We start from the raw sequence: 23093 nt of genomic DNA on the forward strand, positions 1-23093 counted from the left end.
GAAGCAAATCCTAGATGGAGATAAGGGAATGCTCATGAAGCAACCGAAGACCTAAAGAAAAACCATGACTAAGTAAGGCGAAGGCGTGTGTTTTTTGAAGGGCTGAGCCTTGCGTAATACCGCCTAACCTAATCGGGTTTGCACTGTCCAAACCGAAGCACTACAGGCTGAAAAGTGCACGCACTACCTTATAAAAAGGCAGTACAGATGTAGCACCACCATGCAGCGACTAAACTAACCCATTGCTCGCTTAAGCCACCCCTTTTGAGCAATGGACATTAGTTTTAGGAGTGTTATTAAAAGAAGATGAGCTTTACGGCAAAGTAAACAACCGCTATCGGCAAGAGGATGATGCCTAATAGACCTACAGTTACTTTAGCATTATCATAAAAACTAAGTTTATAATTCACCGTATCTACGTAGGTATGCTTATCTACAAATGGCTTCAAGTGTTCCACTACTTCTGGACTGCATTTGTCAATTGAACCACGCAGCATGCCCATTTGGTCACTTCCATCATAATCTTCATTAGAAGATTTATAGCATTCCATGTTATTAAGCTGTTGCATGACACGAAAATCATAACTACTCAAACGTGGGTGTCCTTCGTACAACATCAACTTTTCAAGCGTTGCTTTCAGTTCCCGTACCTCTTCTAAAGTGATTTTCATATTCACATTTTAAAATCTATCCCAATTCCGTATCCTTCAAACCATATATTGTAAACTTCGGGGTTATCCATGTAAGGAGCAATTTTGATTGTTGCAGGCACTTTATATGTTATAGCGTTCTTACTTTCTTTGAATGATGCATTCAGTGCACCAAATGGCCAACTCTTCACTATATCCTTAAAGCCAGGATTTTCTTTCCATGAGAAATATTCTACAGTTCCCGAGTATTCATACCAGTTCTTGGACTTGATAACAATTTTCTTCTTTTTCTTGTCCTTCTCGACGGTCATCCGATTAATTGTTACTTTCATTATGTATTCTGATGGATGTTTTCCCGCTTGATGTATAACGAATTCATCATATCCACCTGTTATGACTACTTGGTTAAAATCCATAGCATCTAACCAAACTGAACCCCAATAACCATCAATGTTCTTGTTGTACTTAAAAAATTTTGTTTGCCCAAATGTTGCTGTTGAAGTGGCAAGAAGCAACATTACTAGTGTTATTCTCATATCTTTTACTTAAAATCGTTTACCAATCATTTGTACATACGTTCTTCTTTGCTTTCCTTTCAACTCCTGTATAGTTATTTTAAATGTGGCAGATGTAACTACCGAAAGCGTTGACGATATAGATAGCGTACCAGTAACTTTCTCTCCCGTAGATTTACTTAAATCGGCGGAGTAAAGGTTACTGCTAACAAGTCTCAAATTTGATGTTAGGCTGCCAACAGAGAAGTTTACGCTATTATCGTAGAATGTAATATTCATCTGCTTACCTAGATACTTTTCAGCCCATTGGTTGTAAAGGGCATCGTCAGGTGAGTTGATAGCTGTAATTTTGAGTGTGGTTTGGGCATTTAAAATGGACACCCATAAAAGGGGGATTAGAAAGACTAATTTCTTCATTTGATATAAATAAAACAGACCGTCCCTAACCTGCTTGTTTATTAAACACAATAGCGTGGAACTTAAACTATGTCTGCCCTAAGAGGCTCTGGAAAAGCCCACGCAACAAACAAGTCAAGCCCACGCTATCGCGTAGGCGTTGAACTTATCTGTCCTTGTGCTTATAAATTTTCCAGATTTCTTAGGCAAGAACTGATAGCTAACGCTATATATCTTAATTATATGTAATTCTAGTTTTCTTCTATATTTCTATGGATTTACACAAAGATATAAAGTAAAAGGAAATGGGCGCATTGCTGCACCCATTTTATTATGCTGCTTCTGGTCTTTCAACCGTATTGATGCTGATAGTGTCAGTTTCTCCCTCGAATGTCAATCTAAAGAAGTAGTTGTGCACGTCATAGTCAACGAACATCACTTTTAGTGCATATTCAATTCCATTAGTGCCATATTCGGAGTTTGTCACCTTGTAAGCCTCCCTTACCAACTGGCTTGTAAGATTTGAGCCGAATTTCTCAATGAAATTACTGTCGTAGTTCAGAAAGATGTAACTCCTGCCGTCCTTGCCATTTGTTAAGGTGATATTCCAGAAATGACAAACAAACTCACTAATGTAGTTCACGTTTTGAGGGTCTTTGGTATGGTCAACTTCAACGTAGGTACGGTATTTCTTCATTTCAAACTTGGTTAACAGTTCCGTTGCTTTCTGTACCATTTTGGTGTAAGCCTTCATTACTTCATCATTTGTACTTTGTAGTTCTGGCGTTACCATTACAAAGCTCGTAGTTGGCTTTGTTTTTCTTTGTGTTTTTGTTCTCATGTTTTATGGATTTGTGTAAATGAAAAAGGCATCCCTAGTTTGGAATGCCCATGTTAATTGAGTGATTTCTTGTAAGTGCTGTACCTTTTAAATAGGCAGGTTGTTGTGGCACTATTTGCCTATAGTTGACGGATGTGTTGCTGCTGGCACTTTAAAGCAGCTTGGAAGAAATCAGGGAATGGCTCACTGAATGTACGGAGCACCTTTCTGTCAAAGAAAGTCAGCCCTTTAAATAGCCTACTGATTTCGTCGGTATGAATGGTATCGTCAATGTAATACTGCATCTCATATTGTTTGGTGCCTTTGCATTCTAAGCTGAAATAGGCGTGTGGTGTAACGAACGAGTACATCACGCTTACATTGTATTCATCCCTGTACCTGTCCCACTCGATTACAATCCTGTCTGTTGGATTTTCTAGTGTTTTGTAATAGCGTATCAACCTAGTGAGCAATGCGAAATAGAGTGCTTCTACAGCTTCGTTCAATCGTTTTTGTTCGTCGTTGATACCTTTCTGTGCCCTAAGCCAGAACTTGTAAACTTTCATTGGTTCCGGTCGTTCCACCTCGTCAATCAATGTGGTTTTTCAAATTGTCTTGCTCCCATAGCTTCTTTTTAATCGTTCTGAAATGATTTATGTAATTGTTTTGGTCATTGGTAACGCTATATATAATCAGCTTCCCAAATCGGCTAACAGAGGGGTGTTTGACTGGACCTACCTTTCTGGGTTACCCTCAGACATAATCTGTTTAGCTAGGAAGTGGTGTTTATTATCATAGCACCTAGATTGCCATTTAGTTAAAAGTTAAAAATACCGTTGTCTGTGTCTGGTTTAATAGGTGAAGCATTTAAAATGAATTGGGTAGGGGTGGTTTTTAAGTGTAGTACCTTATAAACGAAGAAGGGGGAGGCAAGCTTTTTAAATCAGCTAACCATCCCCACTTTAATGCATTTTCTTTATTGTGAACCCTTCCTTAACTCTAGAAATTGACTAAACTTAAGTTTGCTTTATTTTAAGTATCAAAACCACAAATATTAGACAGGGGGTAATAAGGTATACAGAAAATGTACTAGTCCACATTGTGCAGCGCTTGCTCAACCAGATATTTTGTACCTCTCCTTCTGCCGTCTGTCGCTCGTATTTGTCTTAACTTAAAGTATTTCTTTAGCTCTTGAATACTCGCTTTCAAATCAGCCCTACCCATTTTTCTAAATATGTAGTCTAACTTATTCTTAATAAATGCAGAAGTATACAATCCACCTACCTTAAAATATTTGTTTAGTTCAGTGATAATGGGAAATATCTCCGCTTTCTTTTTAAGTGATGCTATGCGTTGCATTACTAGTTTATATTCAAAACCCAAAGCGGCAGCACCTTCAATTCCAATTACCTCCAAATCTTTAAATACCGTACGATGCCTTGATTTCAAAAGCTCAATTGAAAGATGATAATCAAAGCCCCTCTCTTCTTTATCGTGCAATTCTTTAAGGATTGGCAATAATAGCTCCATTACAGGTCTCAGCTTCTTCTTTGCTTCGCGAATGTTAGCGTTGATTTCATCGCTCAAGGGATAGTTTTCAGTTTGCAAAAGGCACTTAAACTTACTTGTCGCCCTATAGGCTTGTAGTAAAGCAATATCTGATTTATAATAACCTTTAATCTGATTTTCGAACACTTCGTTATCTATCATATAATAGTTAACCTCTCCATTAACCAAGTATTTAGAGAATACAGATTTATCAAGCATCTCTTGTATTACCTGCCTCGCATTATAAGTGGTTAGGCTATCCATAAATGATTTCGTGTAGTTGTACAGCAACTCAAACTTCTTGATATCAGCAATTACTTCTTCTTTTGTATAAGAAATAAGATTTGAATTGAAGTTGGTAATATGTGTCACTCTACGTGTTATCGTTCCGTTTTGCGGTCTGCGAAACCTTCCAATAATCTGCTCCACCTCACTTGCTGGATCAACCATTGTGTGTTCTGCCATAAAACAATCTGTTAAAATTACTACAAATGGGTTTTTTACCCCATCTATATCAACGGCAGAATTAAACCTAGATGTAAAGAAATTAAACTTCTTTGCAAACTTCTCCTTAATATCTATTAAGCATTTCACCTGCTTAAAATCGTTTTCCTCCAATTTGCCTTTACTATCTTCGGAACAGAATACCTCACATTCTTTATGAATGTTCATATATTCAATTATAGTATGAATGGAGTGGGTAGAGTTAAGAAAAACAAAGAATTTCTCATTTGGATTTCTCTTCGCCAGTTCTGTAAAACTAAGTATGGTATTGTTTGTAGATATAATGTTGATTGGCTGTTTTGTAAAACCAACCTCCTTAATCTCCACTATTCTAAAATTGTACTTTTCAAACCTTGGATCTGATGGTATAATAGGTGTTGCTGAAACCATCGCCTTTCCTTTAAACTTAAAGAAATGCTCCATTGGCATGATGATGTCCGTTCTATAGCCAACGTCCTGCACAACTCGCTCGCATTCATCTATTAACATAAAGTAATCAGTGTACAATTCATCCAACCTACCTAAGTTTGTAAATGCAGCGATTACTTTGTAAAAACTTTCTGGTGTGCTAATGATTTTTTTAAACTCGACATTGGATTTTAAGTAATCCATTATCTCTTCTATTGTAACTCCTTCGATTACGGCTCTAACTTTCATATTATGCCTATTCCCACCATTCATCTTATCTCTCTTGTTCTGTATTACAGGTTTGTTAGGCTCAATGATTATGCTGTTTCGATTAGCTTTTAATTCAAGTGTGGTAAATCCACAGCCAGTAGGTTTTGAATAGATTTTGTTTGTTTCTATCTGTTTTAAGACCGTATCGATATACTGGTCTTTCTTTATTTTGATATGTTGCTTTCTCATTTGTCCTATATCGGTTTATTTGTACTTAGGTTTATTGCCATCTTTCTGTTTTACATGAAGATTTGGTTTAATGATTATAGTGTTAACTCTGTAGTTTATTTCGTTTATAGTTCGTCCACAGCCTACTTTTATTTTATTGATTTTCATGATTTTTGGGCAATACAATAGCCTATAGCTAAGTTTCAACTGCCATTACTAATTGGTTAATAAATGTGTTTGATTAAGGGTAGACGTACGTGCCTACCCTCGTTGGAAATGTTGGATTACTCCCCGCAAGCCTCCTTATAATACTCTTCAAGGGTCCTGTCGATTTTCAGCCTACCGGCTGCGTACTCGTCAATGAAGCGTTGCATTTCTCCAAAATGAGCAATAAAAATGTTAGTTTTGACTTTACCCGCTTGTGTAGATAACCAACTACCATGCATACCGTTATTAATGGTATGGTTTGGTTTTCTGTTAAAGGGTAAGCCAACTTTAGCAATACCAAAGAAATCATCTAGATTTCTTAACAAATAATGTGTTGTCTGTTCAGAGCCTAGTAGTTCTAGATTGCTCTTAAACTCTGGTTTTGTGAAGTAACCCATCGGGTTATCTTCTTTAAAGATGCTATTATTTCTGGGTTTATCGGAACCCATTTTTAAAAGGTCACTTATCATGACTTTATCTAAATTATTTCTCTGACTTCACAATAGTATGGGCACAGAAAGTTTCTCCCAGGCTCTTGATTTGAATTGTTTTCTAAAAGCTTGATACAAGAGTAGTGGAGGAAAACCCGTTACGTTAGTCTATTTTTATAAAAAAGATAAGAAGCTGAACATCAAAGAGATTAATTTAATAATGGGTTATTTTCTATAAAACTGCTTTTCCCCCTGTTTGGATGCATATTTCTCAGGTTTATGGTCATCTAAAAGCTTGCTGATGTATTTTTCCGGTTGGCTTTTCGCCTTCTCAATAAAGTTCAATGTTTTAAGTAAAGAGAAGATAAACCTATACTTATCTGCTGCTATCAATTGAAACTTATTAGTTTGATCTAAATAGTTGCTTATTTGGATCGCTATTACATTCAACAATCGGAGATTTGTTTCTAGTGCTTTAGGTTTGGTGCGGTCTTCTAGTTCATCTAAATTGAAATCACGGTCAGACAAACGCTTATAAAATTTAGTATCATAAGCTTTATGCTGTTCGATAATCTCTTCTAAAATCATTGAGTATAACTTTGCAGATAATCGTTTTGGGATGAAAATTTCAGCATCTCCCTCACTATCCTTTTTTACAACTAAGCTATATTCCGAAGGAATATGTACGAGAGTATTTAAATTTAGGCCTCCTACCATTCTACTTGCAACTGATACCTCATCACTATAAATAATTGTTTCTTGCCGATCTTTAGGGAGTTGATTAAAATCTATATTTTCAAGAGACACACTCACTTTTCTTTTCTTTAACTGAGTGTATAAGGTGATCAGCTCTTCCAGATATTTTTCATTTTCGTCTTTAGCCATAGGATCTATAGAAGTTCCCCAGCTAAATAACGTAATGAAAAGAATATCGTCAATCGTCCGGGTATTTAGAGACGGTATGCATTTGGAGTATTTTTGGACGTTCTCGCTCAACTCATTGTAAAGGTATAATATGTTTCCGTCATACCTAAGTGATTTATCATTACCTCCTAGAAACTCCAGAGGCAACATTTTCTCTTGTAGAAGCACTTTTCCTATTACAACATCACCAATTGCATTTCTAATCGAAGGATGAAGCCTATGATACATTTTGTTTTGCCGCAATTCTTCAGCTATCAGCTTGTTAGCAAACTCAATATTTGGTCTAATCTCTATTATATTGTCTACGGCTCTGAGTTTCATCCAGAATTATTTCAAGGTTTATATACTAACGGGAAGGTACAACTTTTTAGATAGAAGCGAAGCAGTTTACTATTGCTACGTGGTTAGCTCAGTAGGTAGAGCCGGATAAGTCAACACCTACCTTAATCTTTCCGTTAGAAACAAGAAAGTGTTCTACAAGAGTTTAACAGGAGTGCTTAGAAGTGCAAATTAACGTGATTGTCTATAAGGTGGGCGAGATGAGAGACAGCAATCCCAACAAATAGTTAAACAAATGCTATTCAAGGCACATAATTGAGACAAAAGGGAGACAGCAAGCGAGACAAAAGCTAGCAAAATAAGAGAAATTTGAGTATATTTGATTAAATAACTAATTGTTCAATCAACTTCCCTAACAAGGAGTAAAGAACGCAAAAACGGATCAAGCAAATAATCTGGGGGGATTCATTTAGATTTTTATTTTTGTTGTTCACTCTTGATTTATTTTTTGGAACAGCAGGAACTACTCAAACTACTTCTACCGACAGAACTTATCGAACATTTTGACCTTATCCGCATCGAACCGATGGAAGATGGTTATCATTTATTTCTTGACCAGCATAATATTCCACCTGCGGAATTTGCCAGCCACAAGTTGGAATCCAAAGGATTTTTAGATCAGGCAATTATCCGTGATTTTCCCTTGCGTGGCAAAGCCTGTTTCCTTCATCTTCGCCGTCGCAAATGGCATGACCATGATACCGGCAGAATCCGTTTACAGTTCATGGAATACGGTGGCAGAGGGCACGCGTTTAACCGCAGAGTTCGCTGCTTTTTTAAAAGAATTTGATCGATAACCATCCTATCAGCTGCAAACTATTGGGTCAGCTGTATGGGCTTGATGGCAGGCGGTTGCAGGAACAATATATTCGTTACCTAAGTGATTTCATGGACTGGGACCAACGTTCTCATGCAGGCCACTGGGTTCTATTCGAACAAAATATTGGAGAATACCTAAGCCTGGATGAAGTATGCCTGTCCCGGGGAGAACTCTATACGGTACTCACCAATAAGGATGCAAAGGGGAAAAAGGGTGCTTTACTGGCTATGGTAAAAGGAACCATCAGCGATCAGGTGATTGCTATACTTGAACGCATTCCCTATCGTCTTCGTAAAGAAGTAAAGGAGGTTACTTTGGATCTGGCTCCAACGATGGAGCGTATTGCCAGGCGTGCCTTCCCCAAGGCAAGACTGGTATCTGACCGCTTTCACGTGCAGCAGCTTGCAGCAGATGCTGTTCAACAAATCCGCATTCAATACCGATGGGAAGCTATCGATCAGGAAAACAGTGAAATGGAGCTGGCAAAACAGCTAAACCATCCCCATGTGCCTGATATATTAGAAAACGGAGATAGTTTAAAGCAATTACTGGCCCGTAGCAGGCACCTGTTATTTAAAGATGAAACAAACTGGACAGCTTCCCAACAGCACAGGTCAGAGCTGCTGTTTGCCAGGTATCCCTTATTAGAGAAAGCCTATCGGCTGAGCAGGAAACTGTCTCATATCTTTTCAAACACAAAGGAGAAGGGCATCGGTTTTACCAGGCTCGCCAAATGGTATGATGAGGTTGAAAAATCAGCCATAAAAGCATTTTCAACCGTGGCAAGAACCATACAGAACCACTACCACACCATCCTGAACTACTTTGACAACAGGCATACAAATGCTTCTGCAGAATCGTTCAATGCTAAAATCAAAGCACTAAGAACTCAATTCAGAGGAGTCAGAAATGTTGAATTCTTTATGTACAGATTAGCCAAAATATATGCGTAATCTTTCTAGCCCCCCCCAGATTATTTGCTTGATCCCTGAATTGGAAATAGATTGACTACGAAAAACATGGATGAAGATTAGAACAAACCTAGTTTAGAAATACAAAAACCCCATCCTATTGACTAGAAATGGGGTTTTTTAATGATTTTCGGAGTTGAAAATCTGTGCTCCCTCTGCTGGGCTCGAACCAGCGACCCTCTGATTAACAGTCAGATGCTCTAACCAGCTGAGCTAAGAAGGAATTTTCCTCGAAAGGATGGTTATCAATTTTTCAATTAAAAAGCCCTACTAAGTAAGGCCTTTTGCTCCCTCTGCTGGGCTCGAACCAGCGACCCTCTGATTAACAGTCAGATGCTCTAACCAGCTGAGCTAAGAAGGAATGCTGGTATTCTCAAAACGTTTTAAAGATGTAAACACCCTTGTTCGTTTTGGGAATGCAATATTAGGGCTTTTAAATTATTTATGCAATATTTGTAGCGAAAAAAAAGATAAAAATCATAAGATATAATATATGAGCCTGATAATCATAGGTACTGTGGCTTTTGATGCCATTGAAACTCCGTTCGGAAAAACAGATAAAATTGTTGGTGGTGCTGCAACATTTGCAAGTTTGGCAGCTTCTTACCTATACAATAAAACAAAAATTGTTGCCGTAGTTGGCGATGATTTCAAAAAAGAAGATATCCAAAAGCTAAACCATCACGGTGTAGATACGGAAGGCTTGCAAGTTAAAGAAGGCGAAAAATCATTTTTTTGGAGTGGAAAATACCACAACGATATGAACAGCCGTGATACTTTAGTTACAGAATTAAATGTATTAGAAAACTTCGATCCAATTATTCCAGACAGTTACCAAGATTGCGAATATTTAATGCTGGGCAACCTAACTCCACAAATTCAGCGTACGGTAATCGAGCGACTAAAAAACCGTCCCAAACTCATTGTATTAGATACGATGAACTTTTGGATGGATATTATGATGGACGATTTACTAGAAACCATTAAATTGGTAGATGTATTGACCATTAACGATTCTGAAGCTCGCCAACTATCAGGAGAATACTCTTTAGTGAAAGCGGCCAACAAAATTTTAACTATGGGACCAAAATACCTGATCATTAAAAAAGGTGAGCATGGTGCTTTATTGTTCCACGAAGACAAAATCTTCTCTGCACCAGCATTGCCGTTAGCAGATGTTTTTGACCCAACTGGCGCAGGCGATACTTTTGCTGGGGGTTTTATCGGTTATTTGGCAAAAGTAGGCACCATCAATTTCAACAACATGAAGAATGCTTTGATCTACGGTTCGGCCCTGGCTTCTTTCTGTGTAGAGAAATTCGGTACAGAAAGATTGTTAGATCTTAGCCAAGAAGAAATCACTAACCGTCTACAACAATTTGTATCGTTAAGCAGTTTCGAAATTACACAATAAGTTAAAAGCTTAAAGTATAAAGTTAAAAGTAGCTTAGCACCAACTTTTAACTTTATACCTTTAACTCTCTACTCTCAGCACCCCAACCTTTTCAAACTTTTCAAAAACCGTATCGGTATGTGGGGCATCTGCAAGTTCATCAGTTAAATCCTGCCCGGCCCAATGCTCATAATGTTTGCCGTTTTTCCATAATCTGCTTTCGGTAACATTATAAATGATGCCTTTAAAAGCAACCCAAATTTGTGGTTTGTCTTGCCCGTTACGCAAGGCGAGCTGAGATTTAGTGTAAACAGGAAGTTCCATTAAGCTAACTTCTTGCTTTTTAAAAACTCGAACATATACACACTTACCAGCAACATAGAAAGCGCAATAAAAAGATTTTCTACCGGAATTTTAGCCAAGTGCATTCCTGTAACTTGTTGTTTAGCTACTACAACCAGTCCATTCCAAAACAGCAGTCCGTAAACCAAACAAAAAGGCGCTAAGATAAACGCAAAAGCCCTGTACGCCCTATACATAAACCTTAACGTGCCTACATATTCAATTAAAAACAGTAAAATTAACAAAGTGCCGAAAGTACCCAGGGTGTACCATTTAGGATAGCCAAAAAATAAAAACGCTACACATAGGCCCATTAATAAATTACTTAAAGCTAGGCTGTATTTCTGCAAGTTATTAGCAGGAAATTTGATGTTTAAGTATTGATATACACTAACCGAAGCAAAACTAAAGCTAAAATTATGTAGGTATTGCTCTAGCGGCACATCTTTAAAAACTACCCCCAATGTACTATCTGTTGCAAAAGTGATGATACCAAAAATTTGCAATACCACCGTTAATGCAGAAAATATAATGGCCGAAACCAGGCTTGCCCCAAAAGCTGCTTTAAAGTTGTCATTCTTAAATATCTTTTTATCGAGATGGAAAACCAAAGGCAATAACAGAGGGCCGAGCGCCAATAAAAGAAAAGTAAACTTCATTATGCGATGTATGTTGGGCACAAAAATAACTTTTTATTGAATGCATCATTCTTTTTTACCAAAAGAAATCGAAAAGTCTAAAAATAAGACAGGCCTTGATTACTCAAGGCCCGTCTGTTTATTTTCGTCAATTACGCTCTGTCTACCGAATAATTTTTCAAGTATTTTTTCAACTGGCCTCTAGCCACGTGTATCCTGGTTTTTACAGTACCAATTGGAATGTCTAGTTCTTCTGCAATTTCATGGTATTTAAAGCCTTCGAAATACTTAATAAAAGGAATATAATATTCTGGCGCCAGAGAATCTAATGCCTTATTGATATCTTTTAGCACAAACTTACTGTCTACACCATTATTGGTGGCACTGTAGTGCAAATTAGCATAGGTAATATCATCGCTCTGCGTAATTAAGGCATTTGTTTTTACCAAACGTCGGTAATTATTAATGAAAGTATTACGCATGATGGTAAACAACCAACCTTTTAAGTTGGTACCTTCTTTAAACTTACTATAATAGGTTACAGCTTTAAGCATGGTGTCTTGCACCAAGTCATTTGCGTCTTCTAGGTCTTTAGTAAAATTTAAAGCAAATGATTTTAATGAGGCAGAGTAATCGTTTAGTTGTTCGTTAAATTGCAGCTGTGTCATATTCTTAGTTTTTAGTTAATAAAAAGAACAGATGCTAGATGGGAGGCAACTGTTATAGTTATACACACTAACACAACTATGATACCAAAATGACAAAATATGCTAAGTAAAATTTCAAAATTTCGAAAAATCACGCAAAAAAGCTCTAAACTAAAACATATTCACTTCTCTTTCTAAAATCACTCCAAATTTTTGTTGTACAGCATTGATTATTTTTTCCGAAAATCTATACACCTCCTGTCCTGTAGCGCCGCCATGGTTCACTAATACCAAAGCTTGGTTTTTCCATGTCCCGGTATTTCCTTCAACTACGCCTTTAAATGTGCAGGCTTCTATTAGCCAGCCCGCAGCCAACTTTACCCTACCATCTGGAGCTGGGTAGTGTGGCATGTCTGGAAATTGCGACAGTAAAACATCAAATACCGATTGATCTACAATAGGATTTTTAAAGAAACTCCCCGCATTGCCTATGGTACTCGGATCAGGCAATTTACTTACCCGTATGGCCGCTACCACCTCAGAAACATCTGCAATGCTGGGCGTGGTAATTCCTCTTCTTTCTAGCTCTGTATTGATAGCGCCGTAGTGAGTTTGCACTTTTGCAATGCTAGATAAACGATAAGTAACAGAAGTAATAATGTATTGGCCCTTTAGCTTGCCCTTAAATACACTTTCGCGATAAGCAAATTCGCAATCGGCTTTAGAAAAAGTTCTGATTTGCCCAGTAGCCATTTCAAAGGCAGTGCAGCTTTCAAATACGTCTTTAATTTCTACACCGTAAGCACCAATATTTTGAATAGGCGATGCACCAACCGTACCTGGTATAAGCGTAAGGTTTTCGATACCTGCATAGCCATTAGCTACACAGTATTTTACCAAACTATCCCAAACCTCTCCTGCCCCTGCCGTTACCAAAACATCATTACCGTCTTTTTTAACTCCAATACCTTTGATACTTATTTTTACAACAAGACCATCGTAATCTTTGGTAAACAACATATTGCTACCTCCGCCCAATATCAAAAGTTTATTTTCTTTTACCACTGGATTTGAAAAAATTTCGCTTAGTTCTGCTTCCGAAAAAATTTCGATAAAGAGTTTAGCTTTTACGGCTATTCTAAATGTATTAAGATGTGTTAAAGCATAATTTTCTAAAAGTGGCATAAGGCTATATTTACTGCAAATGTAGTAATGATTTACAAATTTGGTCTAAGTATCCTGCTTAGCTGTACTAACGTAAGAGCAAAAAACATTTGTCTTTAAAATGTAAATTACTACTACACTAAAAAATAATTGCTTGGAAACTTTTTGATTAAAAAAAGTTTCCATAGTTTTGCAACGGAATTTTGAGAGGAAATAATAGTGGAAGTAAGAGATTATATTATTAACGAAGCAGATAAACTTTTTTGCCAATACGGCTTTAAAAGTGTGACGATGGATGATATTGCCAAACATTTGGGCATATCAAAAAAAACAATCTATCAAAATTTTAAAGATAAGAACGAACTCATCAATATCTTGATCAAGGATAGAATAGTAAATCAGGATCTACAGATGAATGATTGTTTTGCAAAGTCTGAAAATGCAGTACAAGAGCTATATCTAGGAATGCAAGATATGGATTACTTTTTAGCCACCATGAATCCAATGCTTTTTTATGACTTACAAAAATACCATCAGGAAGCTTGGTTAAAATTCATTGCCTTTAAGGAAAAGGAAATTGGCAAAAAAATACTGGAAAATCTAGAAAGAGGAATTAAGGAAGGATTTTACAGGAAAGAAATTAACGTAGAAATTATCACAAGAATGAGGTTAGACCAAGTGGATGTGGTTTTTACACAAAATGGCCATTACGACACCAACAAAAACAGCTTATCGAACATTATGGTTGAAATAACGCGTCACTTTTTGTTCGGGATTTGTAACAATGAAGGCATTAAGTTAATCCATAAATACGACGAAGAACTTTTAAATAAAAAGGAACTCACAAACGACTAACATTTAAACGAATTAACCAAAAAAATAATTATATCAACTATGTTTAAAATAAAATCGGCAAACCTTATTGTAATGCTAATGATTGGCATTGGTTTGCCAGCGCTAAGTGTTGCCCAACAGCCAATAACGTTAAAAGATGCGTTGAAATATGCTTTAGAAAACAATGCTGCTGCAAAAAAAGCTGTTTTAGAAATTGATAAGGGCAAATTTAAAACACAAGAAGTAAGAGCACAAGCGCTACCACAAATTACAGGGAATGCAGGTTTAACTTATAATGCAATTATTGGTCAGTTGGTTGCCAATTTTAATGGCACAACCCAATCGTTTCCAATGGGACAGTCTTGGGTATCAGTTGCCGGAGTTCAGCTATCGCAGCAATTGTTTAACCAACAGGTATTTACCGGTTTGCAAGCCGCCAAATCTAGCGAAGCCTATTACAGATTAAATGCGCAGCTTACGCAAGAGCAGGTAATTGAGCAGGTAGCCAACAATTATTATCAGGTATTGGTAAATAAACAACAATTAAACGTAATTGATACCAATATCAAAAATGTAAAAGTAGTGGAGAAAATTATTGCTAACCAATATCAAAATGGATTAGCGAAAAAAATTGATGTTGACCGTATCAAAGTTAATTTAACCAATTTAACTACACAAAGAGCAGAGGCCGAAAATGGCATTACCATGCTAGAAAACCAATTGAAGTTTGCTATGGGAATGTCTGTTTATACGCCAATTACACTTCCTCCTTCTGAACTAACCGAAGTTAACCAAAACCCACTTTTGGCAGACACCGTAAATTTAGCATCGAGAACAGAAATGAAATTATTGGATGTGCAAGGCAAATTGTTGAACCTACAACGTAAAGCATACGTTTCGGAATACTACCCTACGCTTGCATTAACTGCAAACTACAACTATAACAGTCAATCAAATGGTTTCGATTTTTTAACTTCTAACCGTAATGCCATTGGTTTTGATGCTTCTGCAATTGGCTTAACTTTGCGTATTCCAATCTTCAACGGCTTTTTAACTCGTTCTAAAGTGAGACAAGCAGATGTAGAAATTAAACAATACGAAGTTGACCGCAGAGAAACAACCAATTCATTGAACATGGCTTATGAGAATGCTAAAATCCAGTTGAGAAATAGTATCAACACCATCAATTCTCAAAAGAAAAATGCTGAGTTGGCAAGAGAAATCTATGTAAGCACGCAAAACAACTACAACAACGGATTGGCTTCATTAACCGATCTTTTAGATACCGAAAATGCTTTGACACAGGCTCAAAATAGCTACACACAAGCATTATTGAACTACAAAATTGCAGAAATACAGTTGATGAAATCTAAAGGCGAAATCAACACCTTAGCCCAATAAACCAAAATATAGAAGAAATAACGTCAAATAAAATGAAAAGAGTAATCACCATAATTATTGTAGTAGTTGTAGTTTTAGCTGCAATTGGCTATGTATTAAACAACAACAAGAAAAAAGCGCAGGAAACTACCGACTTTATTGCTAAAGGTAGTGGTGCTGTTGCTGTAAAAGTTGCCAATGTAGAACGCAAGGAAATTAACTTAGACTTTACCGCAAACGGAAACTTTGCCGCAAACCAAGAACTAAATTTTTTATCAGAAAACGCTGGCCGTGTAAGTAAAATCTACGTATCAGAAGGCGATAGAGTAAGCAAAGGACAAGTTTTAGCACGCATAGATGCAGAAATTATCAATACAGATAGAGAAACTGCAGAAGCTACTTACCAAAATGCACTAAAAGACGAGGCTAGATACCAAAGTTCTTACGCTACTGGCGGTGTTACCCAACAACAGTTAGATCAAGCTAAATTAGCTACCCAAAATGCCAAATTACGCTTACAAGCTTCACAAAGAAGATTGAGCGATGCGAATATCAAATCTCCAATTAACGGAATTGTAAATAAAAAATACATAGAAGTTGGTGCTTTTGTAACCGCACAAGGAACTCAATTATTCGAGCTGGTAGATGTTTCTAAATTGAAACTGAAAGTAAATGTAAACGAAGCGCAGGTAGCTAACTTGAAAAACGGTGATGCTGTGCAAATCCAATCTTCGGTTTTCCCTAATGAGAAATTTTCTGGAAAAGTAACTTTTATTGCTCCAAAAGCTGACGAAACTTTAAACTTCCCTATCGAGATTGAAGTAAGCAACAACATAAAAAACAGCCTAAAAGCTGGAATGTATGGCACAGCGTTGTTCAAGTTCCCTAAACAAGCGCCAGCAATTTTGGTACCCCGTACTTCTTTTGTGGGTAGTGTAAGCAGCAACGAAGTTTATGTACTTAACAAAGAGAAAAATACTGCAGAAACTCGTAAAGTAGTATCTGGTCGTATTTTGGGAGATAACGTAGAAATTTTAAGCGGCTTAAAAGAAGGCGAAACTGTAATTACAAGTGGCCAAATTAACTTAACAGAAGGTACGCCGGTTACGATTATAAAATAAGTTAGATGTGAGTATTGAGATATGAGTATTGAGACACATTCAAATCCCAATACTTAATACGCAATACGCAATACTGAAAAAAAGATGAAAATTACTGACATATCCATAAAAAGACCTTCTTTGGTAATTGTGGTATTTACCGCACTAACCTTGATGGGTTTATTGAGTTATTTCTCGTTAGGATACGAGCTTTTACCAAAGTTCACTTCTAACGTAGTATCTATCTCTACTATTTACCCTGGTGCTTCGCCAAACGAAGTAGAAAGCTTACTGTAACCAAGAAAATTGAAGATGCAGTATCTTCGATGGAGAACATTAAAAAAATTAACGCCAGTTCTTACGAAAGTTTATCGGTTGTGGTAATTACCCTTACCGACAAAGCCGAAATAGATATTGCCCTTAACGATGCACAAAGAAAAGTAAACGCCATCTTGGCAGATTTACCAGACGATGTAAAACAGCCATCATTGAGTAAATTCTCGTTAGATGATTTCCCTGTAATTACGATGTCTGCATCGGGTAACTTAGACGATATTTCGTTCTACGATTTGATGGACAAACGTATTGCTCCAATCATTTCTCGTGTATCTGGTGTGGCACAAGTAAATTTAATTGGTGGTTCAGAGCGTGAAATTAAAGTAGGCTTAGATGCTAAAAAAATGCAGGGTTACGGCTTATCTGTACCCGCTGTGCAACAAGCAATTTTGGCTTCTAACTTAGATTTCCCTACGGGTAGTGTAAAAACCAAAGAGCAAGACATTTTGGTACGTTTATCTGGTAAGTACGCAAGTATAGATGAGATGCGTAACCTAGTAGTTTCTACCGGAAAAGATGGCGCACAAATTCGTTTAGGCGATATTGCCGATGTTCAGGATACACAAAAGGAAACAGAGAAAATTGCCCGTATCAACAGAGCAAACTCTATTGCTTTACAAATTATTAAACAGAGTGATGCCAATGCGGTAACCGTAAGTGAAGGCACAAAAGCCATCATCGAAAAACTAAAAACTGATTACAAAGACATCAATTTAGATATCAAGATTGTAAACGATAGTTCTGTTTACACATTACAATCTGCCGATGCAGTAATCCACGATTTAATGTTAGCGGTAGTTTTGGTAGCTGTAGTAATGCTTTTCTTCTTACATAGCTTGCGTAATGCAATTATTGTAATGGTTTCCATTCCAGCATCGTTAATTGCTACGTTTATCGGTATTTCATTATTTGGTTATTCGTTAAACTTAATGTCTCTACTTGGTTTATCTCTTGTTGTAGGTATCTTGGTAGATGATGCGATTGTGGTTTTAGAAAACATCCAACGCCACATGGAAATGGGTAAAAACCGAGTACGTGCCGCTATAGATGGTACTCGTGAAATCGGTTTTACCGTAGTATCCATCACTTTCGTAATTGTGGTAGTATTTTTCCCAATCGCAGTGAGTACGGGTATGGTGGCTAACATTTTACGCCAGTTCTGTGTGGTGGTAATTATTGCAACATTATTATCGTTAGTTGCTTCATTTACTATTGTACCATTAATTTTCTCTCGCTTTGGTAAATTAGAGAAAATAGAAGGTAAAAACGCATTTGGCAAATTCATCCTTTGGTTCGAGAAACAATTGGCAAAATTTACCAGATGGATTACCAAATTATTAGAATGGACACTTAAACACAAAGCCATTACATTGGTATCCATGGTTTTATTACTGCTATCTTCATGTGGTTTATTAGCTGGCGGATATATTGGTTTCGAGTTTTTCCCTAAATCTGATAAAGGTGAGTTCTTGCTACAAATTGAGATGCCAAAAGACGCTTCTTTAGAGCAAACCAACTTGTATACGCAAAAGGCAGAGAACTATTTAAGTGGTCAAAAAGATGTAATTCAAATGATTACCACTGTTGGTCAATCTAGCGGAAACATGGGAGCTACTACAGCAACCGCTTATAAATCAGAAATTAACGTTAAGTTAAAAGACAAACCAGAACGAGGCAATGTTTCTTCTGATATCATTTCTACCACCTACACTCGCGAGTTAGAAAAAGTGTTGGTAGGCGCTAAAATTAAAACCGTTCCAATCGGTATTTTAGGAACTGCAGATAATGCACCAATCCAACTGGTAGTAATGGGACCCGAATTAGATACTGTTTTAGCGGTGGCCGAAAGAGCAGAAAAAGTATTGGCAAAAATTCCTGGTGCTACACAAACCAAGCTTTCGGTAGAAAAAGGAACACCAGAAATTAACGTAAAAGTTGATAGAGATAAGATGTCGGCCTTAGGATTAAACTTGCAAACCATAGGTACAACCATGCAAACAGCCTTTGCTGGAAATACAGATGGCAAATTCCGTCAAGGTGAGTATGAATATGACATCAACATCCAGTATCAGGATTTTAATCGTAAAGATATTGATGACGTACGTAATTTGATCTTCGTTAACCAAATGGGGCAACAAATTAAACTTTCTCAATTTGCCGACATTAGAGAAGGTTCTGGCCCAAGTTTGTTAGAGCGTTTAAACAAATCTACCTCGGTAACCGTGCAGGCACAAACTGTAGGAATACCAACAGGTACCGTGGTTGCTAATTTCCAAACGGAGTTAGATAAAATGAAATTGCCCGCAGGTGTTAGTTTCTTCTGGTCGGGCGATCAAGAAAACCAAAGCGAAGGTTTTGGTACTTTAGGTATTGCCTTACTAGCTGCAATTATCTTGGTTTACTTAATTATGGTGGCACTTTATGATAGTTTTGTTTATCCGTTTGTGGTAATGTTCTCTTTACCGCTAGCATTAATTGGCGCCTTACTTGCCTTGGCGTTAACCAATAACGCTTTGGGTATCTTTACCATCCTTGGTTTTATTATGCTAATGGGTCTAGTAGCTAAGAATGCGATTATCTTGGTAGATTTTACCAACCAAATGAAAGCGCAAGGTAAAACAACTCACGAAGCTTTAATTTTAGCCAACCACGCTCGTTTACGTCCAATTTTAATGACCACCATTGCCATGGTAATTGGTATGTTGCCTATTGCATTGGCAAGTGGTGCCGGTGCCGACTGGAAAAACGGTTTGGCATGGGTAATTATTGGCGGGTTAACCAGTTCGCTCTTCCTTACATTGGTGGTTGTACCAGTAATGTACCAAATCTTCGATAATATTTTAGAGAGGTTTGGGTTTAACAAAAAAGTACAAACCATTGAAGAATTAATGGTAGAACCCTACGATCACAAAGATGTGAACGAGTGGGAACAACACCACTAAGCATTTTTCCCAACACACAATAAAGCCAGTCCCGATAGCATTACGTTATCGGGATTTTTTAATTCGCCCAACCGCTCGCAAAAGCGTCATTCCAAATTTAGTTTGGAATATTAATGCCATAAGACAGCTCTGCTGTATTATTTAGAAAATCAAAACCATCAGCTTCGTTTAAAAGCTAGCCGGGCTTTACGCTACAATCTTTTTGTTGTGGGCACTGCCATTAACTCTTGTCATCCTGAGCTTGTCGAAGGATTGTTATGGCTAAAGTCTTCGACAGGCTCAGACTGACAAGCAAAAAGTATTTCTGCTGCAATCCCGTTTAGTTAACCCAAGCCTGCTTTCTATATTAAAGTTTTTTTCTGGCAAGTGTAAGTATTTCTCCTAAGTTGCTACTAATGTTAAAAAAGGAATTATGAAACCATCATGATTTTGCCAATCACAGGCACCAATGAATAAAATCATGATAGCTTCATAACCATTGAAAAACAAACTTTATACATATGAAACCATCATGATTTTTCAAACCACACCATTGAGATGAATAAATCTGATAGCTTCATCACCATTGAGAACAAATTATATACAGATGAAAAGATTAGCAGTAATTATAATTACAGCAATGGCGTTAACCAGTTGCGGAAAAACATCATCGCCTGATGGCAGAGCACAACTAAGAGACCAAGAACTATCTGAAAGAATAGATGCACTAGAGCAAAAACAAATCGTTATTTTAGATAGCCTGCAATTCTTAAACGAAAAAATAAAATCGATACAGAAATAATAATTTGCGTTCTTTCGTCATTGTGAGGTACGAAGTAATCTTAAAGCAATAAAAATTATAATCGTTGTAAGATTGCTTCGTACCTCACAATCACGATTTGTGAAAACCACTACTTTAACTAATGAGCGAAATAGAATTTCTTCAGTTGCTTTCTGCCAACCAAGGTATAATTGGCAAGGTATGTAGTATCTATTGCAACCAGAAGGAAGACTATGAAGATTTGTTTCAAGAGATTACCTATCACGCTTGGAAGGGCTACGCAACATTTAGAGGCGACTCTAAATTTAGTACCTGGCTTTATCGCATTGCGTTAAATACCGCCATTAGCTCATTTAGAAAAAGAAGACCAACAATAGATTTTGTGGAAGTTTTGCCAGATACAATTTTTAAGCACAAATGAAATAGACGAGCAAAAACAGCAATTGATTGCAGCAATTAAGCAACTTAACGAAGGCGAACGAGCAATTATTGCACTTTACTTGGAAGAAATGAGCTACCTAGAAATTGCAGAAATAATTGGCATTAGTGAAAATAATGTGGGCGTTAAAATCAATCGAATTAAAAATAAGCTACATCAAATTTTAAAACAATGGAAACAGATAATTTAAAATCAGTTTGGCAGGACATTTCAACACCTCAAAAAAACAAAGAGGAGTTAAACCTTATGTTGAAGCAAAATAGCCACCCTGTTTTAACATCAATTAAAAAACAAATTACCATAGAGCTATTGGGCTTTACAGCATTTCTATTTTGCTATTTCACTATGTTTGATGGCCAAACCAAGCCGCTAGCCACTAACCTAATTCTTATTACCGCCATACTCATCCAATTAATTTTTGGCTATAAAGGCTTTTTGATGCAAAGTAGTTTTAGAAGCAGCACCAACCTTAATAACGATTTGGAAGGTTTCGCCACCAAGTTAAAATCTTACAGAATGGAAGTGATATTAGCCAGAGCATTTTTTGCAATTGGAGTGGTTGCCTTCTTTACTTACAATATCAACTTTTCGATAAGCAAATTTTGGGTTTTAGCTGCTATTTTAATAATTTTTAGTGTACAGCTAGGGCTCCTTTATCGTATTTGGTCTAAAAGGATAAACAGATTGCAGTTGATATTAAAAGAGTTTAAAAGTTATGCTATTTAAAAACTGGTTCTACGGTTAACCTTAAACATTTGGTCATTCCCTCCAATTATATCGGAGCAGGCGTAAACCTTAAAGCGATAGATATATAAATTTTAACCTTTTATCGCATTACGATTGCCAGTCAAGCTGGCAATGACGTGGAGGCTATAAAGCTAAACGTCAAGACTAATTCCTAACACCTGATACCTAATCCCTATTTTATCGCTCTAATTTTACTTACCAACAAACTAATCAAAATACCGAAACAACCTACTACAGCAAATGAATAACGAAGGTTAAACAACTCGGAAATGTAGCCAATTAATGGCGGCCCCATTAAAAAACCAAAATAGCCAATACTCGAAACCATCGCAATAGCTAAGCTAGAAGGCATTTTATCGTTATTACCGGCAATGGTATAAATCATTGGGATGATCACAGATACACCAATACCGACCATCATAAAACCGAAAGTTGCTACAGCCAAATATGGAAATGCCACGGATAAAAACATCCCTACAGAAACCAGCACTCCACAAAATTGCAGCATTGTTTTTCGTCCGTAAGCAGCAATAAATTTATCCCCAATAAAGCGTCCAATAGTCATCATTGCAGAGTAGGAAGCGTAACCTAAAATTACCCATTTAGCTGGCGAATGTACAATTTCTTTGAAGTAAACGCCGCTCCAATCCATCATTGCACCTTCGGCTGCCATACTACAAAAAGCGATGATTCCTAACTGTATCAGCATGCCTTGTGGTTTCTGTAAAAACTTTGGCTTCTCTTTCTGTGGAGATTTTCCTATGAGCAAAAAACGATGATTGATAAAAATATGAACCCAACCTATGGGAGCAATGATCCAGAAATGTGTACTGGTAGTTAAGTGTAAATTCATCATTAACAAGCCTACCAATGCTCCAGTAAATAGGCCCAAACTCCACGAACCATGGAAAGACGACATGATTGGCTTTCCATAATGACCTTCGGCAGTAACAGCCTGCGTATTTAAAGCTATATTACAAAGGTTACCAGATATGCCAAACAAGAGCAAAAATAACGCTAAATGCCAACCATGCGTGGCTAAAGCCAAATTAGTTAAACAAAGCGCATAAAGAGGCGTTGCTAAAGTGAGGATTCTCTTGCTGCCGTAAATAGCCACCAATCGCCCAGAAAGCGGCATGGTAATTAATTGACCAATAGGGAGCGCCAATAAAATAATTCCTAAAGCGGCGTCAGAAAGATTTAAAGCAGCTTTCAAATCTGGAATACGGCTTGCCCAACTAGCAAATACCAAACCTTGGCCAAAGTAAAAAAGCGATACTGCTAAGCGGATGGTTTTTCTACTATATTTAGAGGTTTCTTTAATGGTTGAATATGAACTGTCTGCAATTGTTGACATGAAAGAACGACGGGGATTAAATTTGCAGCAAAGGTCTGTAAAA

23 protein-coding genes, 2 tRNA genes and 1 pseudogene are annotated in these 23093 nt (G+C 37.1%); 11 read left to right on the forward strand and 15 right to left on the reverse strand.

All coding sequences use genetic code 11. From position 1 onward, the window contains the following. Window positions 1–296: 296 nt before the first annotated feature. The 8 genes from OVA16_RS01455 to OVA16_RS01490 form a co-directional block, all read right to left on the reverse strand. Complete coding sequence (locus OVA16_RS01455) at window positions 297–671, reverse strand: hypothetical protein (protein WP_267763144.1); 375 nt, start codon at window positions 669–671, stop codon at window positions 297–299. Between the two features lie 2 nt (window positions 672–673). Further along, the gene (locus OVA16_RS01460; RefSeq protein WP_267763145.1) at window positions 674–1186 is read right to left on the reverse strand and encodes a hypothetical protein; all 513 of its coding nucleotides are present in this window, start codon (window positions 1184–1186) and stop codon (window positions 674–676) included. 9 nt (window positions 1187–1195) lie between these two features. Beyond that, the gene (locus OVA16_RS01465; RefSeq protein ID WP_267763146.1) at window positions 1196–1582 is read right to left on the reverse strand and encodes a hypothetical protein; all 387 of its coding nucleotides are present in this window, start codon (window positions 1580–1582) and stop codon (window positions 1196–1198) included. 310 nt (window positions 1583–1892) lie between these two features. Then, window positions 1893–2402, reverse strand: coding sequence for a hypothetical protein (locus tag OVA16_RS01470; RefSeq protein WP_267763147.1), 510 nt, complete (start codon window positions 2400–2402; stop codon window positions 1893–1895). 119 nt (window positions 2403–2521) lie between these two features. Then, on the reverse strand, window positions 2522–2947 hold the full coding sequence (locus tag OVA16_RS01475; protein ID WP_267763148.1) for a hypothetical protein: 426 nt from the start codon (window positions 2945–2947) through the stop codon (window positions 2522–2524). A gap of 523 nt (window positions 2948–3470) precedes the next feature. Then, window positions 3471–5300, reverse strand: coding sequence for a hypothetical protein (locus OVA16_RS01480; RefSeq protein WP_267763149.1), 1830 nt, complete (start codon window positions 5298–5300; stop codon window positions 3471–3473). A 263-nt stretch (window positions 5301–5563) separates the two neighbouring features. Continuing rightward, window positions 5564–5956: a hypothetical protein gene (locus tag OVA16_RS01485; RefSeq protein ID WP_267763150.1), complete on the reverse strand. Its 393-nt coding sequence runs from the start codon at window positions 5954–5956 to the stop codon at window positions 5564–5566. Between the two features lie 186 nt (window positions 5957–6142). Continuing rightward, window positions 6143–7162, reverse strand: a complete 1020-nt coding sequence (locus tag OVA16_RS01490; RefSeq protein WP_267763151.1) for a hypothetical protein — start codon at window positions 7160–7162, stop codon at window positions 6143–6145. A 466-nt stretch (window positions 7163–7628) separates the two neighbouring features. On the opposite strand from OVA16_RS01490, the gene OVA16_RS01495 reads away from it, so the two are divergent. Together OVA16_RS01495 and OVA16_RS01500 are read left to right on the forward strand one after the other, a co-directional pair. Continuing rightward, a complete protein-coding gene (locus OVA16_RS01495) occupies window positions 7629–7970 on the forward strand; it encodes a hypothetical protein (RefSeq protein ID WP_267758921.1) in 342 nt (113 codons plus the stop codon). Window positions 7971–7999: 29 nt separating this feature from the next. Next, window positions 8000–8953 carry a transposase gene (locus tag OVA16_RS01500; RefSeq protein ID WP_267758925.1) on the forward strand — a complete coding sequence of 318 codons (954 nt, stop codon included), beginning with the start codon at window positions 8000–8002 and terminating at the stop codon, window positions 8951–8953. Window positions 8954–9120: 167 nt separating this feature from the next. On the opposite strand, the gene OVA16_RS01505 is transcribed toward OVA16_RS01500, so the two are convergent. Together OVA16_RS01505 and OVA16_RS01510 are read right to left on the reverse strand one after the other, a co-directional pair. Beyond that, window positions 9121–9194 (reverse strand) — tRNA-Asn (locus OVA16_RS01505). 64 nt (window positions 9195–9258) lie between these two features. Continuing rightward, window positions 9259–9332: transfer RNA gene (locus OVA16_RS01510), tRNA-Asn, on the reverse strand. A gap of 132 nt (window positions 9333–9464) precedes the next feature. Between OVA16_RS01510 and OVA16_RS01515 the strand changes: the two genes are divergently transcribed. Beyond that, on the forward strand, window positions 9465–10385 hold the full coding sequence (locus OVA16_RS01515) for a PfkB family carbohydrate kinase (RefSeq protein ID WP_267763152.1): 921 nt from the start codon (window positions 9465–9467) through the stop codon (window positions 10383–10385). A 60-nt stretch (window positions 10386–10445) separates the two neighbouring features. Here OVA16_RS01515 and OVA16_RS01520 read toward each other — a convergent pair whose 3' ends face one another. The 4 genes from OVA16_RS01520 to murB form a co-directional block, all read right to left on the reverse strand. Further along, complete coding sequence (locus tag OVA16_RS01520; protein WP_267763153.1) at window positions 10446–10688, reverse strand: cytochrome b5 domain-containing protein; 243 nt, start codon at window positions 10686–10688, stop codon at window positions 10446–10448. Then, complete coding sequence (locus tag OVA16_RS01525; RefSeq protein ID WP_267763154.1) at window positions 10688–11365, reverse strand: lycopene cyclase domain-containing protein; 678 nt, start codon at window positions 11363–11365, stop codon at window positions 10688–10690. The genes OVA16_RS01520 and OVA16_RS01525 overlap by 1 nt, the downstream gene beginning before the upstream one ends. Before the next feature lie 131 nt (window positions 11366–11496). Continuing rightward, the gene (locus OVA16_RS01530; RefSeq protein WP_267763155.1) at window positions 11497–12012 is read right to left on the reverse strand and encodes an RNA polymerase sigma factor; all 516 of its coding nucleotides are present in this window, start codon (window positions 12010–12012) and stop codon (window positions 11497–11499) included. Window positions 12013–12162: 150 nt separating this feature from the next. Beyond that, window positions 12163–13176, reverse strand: coding sequence for a UDP-N-acetylmuramate dehydrogenase (gene murB / locus OVA16_RS01535; protein ID WP_267763156.1), 1014 nt, complete (start codon window positions 13174–13176; stop codon window positions 12163–12165). 198 nt (window positions 13177–13374) lie between these two features. Here murB and OVA16_RS01540 point away from each other — a divergent pair, with 198 nt between their 5' ends. From OVA16_RS01540 to OVA16_RS01575, 8 genes and pseudogenes are all read left to right on the forward strand, one after another. Continuing rightward, the gene (locus tag OVA16_RS01540) at window positions 13375–14010 is read left to right on the forward strand and encodes a TetR/AcrR family transcriptional regulator (protein ID WP_267763157.1); all 636 of its coding nucleotides are present in this window, start codon (window positions 13375–13377) and stop codon (window positions 14008–14010) included. Window positions 14011–14049: 39 nt separating this feature from the next. Beyond that, window positions 14050–15390 (forward strand): TolC family protein, encoded by a 1341-nt coding sequence (locus OVA16_RS01545; RefSeq protein WP_267763158.1) that lies wholly within the window; start codon window positions 14050–14052, stop codon window positions 15388–15390. Between the two features lie 32 nt (window positions 15391–15422). Beyond that, complete coding sequence (locus tag OVA16_RS01550; protein ID WP_267763159.1) at window positions 15423–16490, forward strand: efflux RND transporter periplasmic adaptor subunit; 1068 nt, start codon at window positions 15423–15425, stop codon at window positions 16488–16490. Between the two features lie 84 nt (window positions 16491–16574). After that, window positions 16575–19747 (forward strand): annotated as a pseudogene (locus tag OVA16_RS01555) (efflux RND transporter permease subunit). A 586-nt stretch (window positions 19748–20333) separates the two neighbouring features. Beyond that, the gene (locus OVA16_RS01560) at window positions 20334–20528 is read left to right on the forward strand and encodes a hypothetical protein (RefSeq protein WP_267763160.1); all 195 of its coding nucleotides are present in this window, start codon (window positions 20334–20336) and stop codon (window positions 20526–20528) included. 121 nt (window positions 20529–20649) lie between these two features. After that, complete coding sequence (locus OVA16_RS01565; protein WP_267763161.1) at window positions 20650–20928, forward strand: RNA polymerase sigma factor; 279 nt, start codon at window positions 20650–20652, stop codon at window positions 20926–20928. Window positions 20929–20950: 22 nt separating this feature from the next. Continuing rightward, the gene (locus OVA16_RS01570) at window positions 20951–21136 is read left to right on the forward strand and encodes an RNA polymerase sigma factor (RefSeq protein ID WP_267763162.1); all 186 of its coding nucleotides are present in this window, start codon (window positions 20951–20953) and stop codon (window positions 21134–21136) included. Then, window positions 21118–21672: a hypothetical protein gene (locus OVA16_RS01575; protein WP_267763163.1), complete on the forward strand. Its 555-nt coding sequence runs from the start codon at window positions 21118–21120 to the stop codon at window positions 21670–21672. Before OVA16_RS01570 ends, OVA16_RS01575 begins: the two co-directional genes overlap by 19 nt. A gap of 193 nt (window positions 21673–21865) precedes the next feature. Here the strand turns inward: OVA16_RS01575 and OVA16_RS01580 are convergent, their stop codons facing one another. Next, on the reverse strand, window positions 21866–23050 hold the full coding sequence (locus tag OVA16_RS01580; protein WP_267763164.1) for an MFS transporter: 1185 nt from the start codon (window positions 23048–23050) through the stop codon (window positions 21866–21868). Window positions 23051–23093: the final 43 nt, after the last annotated feature.

Origin of the sequence: Pedobacter sp. SL55 (assembly GCF_026625705.1) — a bacterium.
In the GTDB taxonomy this organism is placed as follows: Bacteria; Bacteroidota; Bacteroidia; order Sphingobacteriales; family Sphingobacteriaceae; genus Pedobacter.

Coding starts and splice junctions, on each gene's coding strand:
- OVA16_RS01560 (WP_267763160.1), top strand. CDS start 20,334: ATGAAAAGATTAGCAGTAATTATAATTACAGCAATGGCGTTAACCAGT.
- OVA16_RS01565 (WP_267763161.1), top strand. CDS start 20,650: ATGAGCGAAATAGAATTTCTTCAGTTGCTTTCTGCCAACCAAGGTATA.
- OVA16_RS01545 (WP_267763158.1), top strand. CDS start 14,050: ATGTTTAAAATAAAATCGGCAAACCTTATTGTAATGCTAATGATTGGC.
- OVA16_RS01470 (WP_267763147.1), bottom strand. CDS start 2,402: ATGAGAACAAAAACACAAAGAAAAACAAAGCCAACTACGAGCTTTGTA.
- OVA16_RS01580 (WP_267763164.1), bottom strand. CDS start 23,050: ATGTCAACAATTGCAGACAGTTCATATTCAACCATTAAAGAAACCTCT.
- OVA16_RS01550 (WP_267763159.1), top strand. CDS start 15,423: ATGAAAAGAGTAATCACCATAATTATTGTAGTAGTTGTAGTTTTAGCT.
- OVA16_RS01490 (WP_267763151.1), bottom strand. CDS start 7,162: ATGAAACTCAGAGCCGTAGACAATATAATAGAGATTAGACCAAATATT.
- OVA16_RS01575 (WP_267763163.1), top strand. CDS start 21,118: ATGGAAACAGATAATTTAAAATCAGTTTGGCAGGACATTTCAACACCT.
- murB (WP_267763156.1), bottom strand. CDS start 13,176: ATGCCACTTTTAGAAAATTATGCTTTAACACATCTTAATACATTTAGA.
- OVA16_RS01530 (WP_267763155.1), bottom strand. CDS start 12,012: ATGACACAGCTGCAATTTAACGAACAACTAAACGATTACTCTGCCTCA.
- OVA16_RS01455 (WP_267763144.1), bottom strand. CDS start 671: ATGAAAATCACTTTAGAAGAGGTACGGGAACTGAAAGCAACGCTTGAA.
- OVA16_RS01460 (WP_267763145.1), bottom strand. CDS start 1,186: ATGAGAATAACACTAGTAATGTTGCTTCTTGCCACTTCAACAGCAACA.
- OVA16_RS01465 (WP_267763146.1), bottom strand. CDS start 1,582: ATGAAGAAATTAGTCTTTCTAATCCCCCTTTTATGGGTGTCCATTTTA.
- OVA16_RS01515 (WP_267763152.1), top strand. CDS start 9,465: ATGAGCCTGATAATCATAGGTACTGTGGCTTTTGATGCCATTGAAACT.
- OVA16_RS01480 (WP_267763149.1), bottom strand. CDS start 5,300: ATGAGAAAGCAACATATCAAAATAAAGAAAGACCAGTATATCGATACG.
- OVA16_RS01475 (WP_267763148.1), bottom strand. CDS start 2,947: ATGAAAGTTTACAAGTTCTGGCTTAGGGCACAGAAAGGTATCAACGAC.
- OVA16_RS01525 (WP_267763154.1), bottom strand. CDS start 11,365: ATGAAGTTTACTTTTCTTTTATTGGCGCTCGGCCCTCTGTTATTGCCT.
- OVA16_RS01485 (WP_267763150.1), bottom strand. CDS start 5,956: ATGATAAGTGACCTTTTAAAAATGGGTTCCGATAAACCCAGAAATAAT.
- OVA16_RS01520 (WP_267763153.1), bottom strand. CDS start 10,688: ATGGAACTTCCTGTTTACACTAAATCTCAGCTCGCCTTGCGTAACGGG.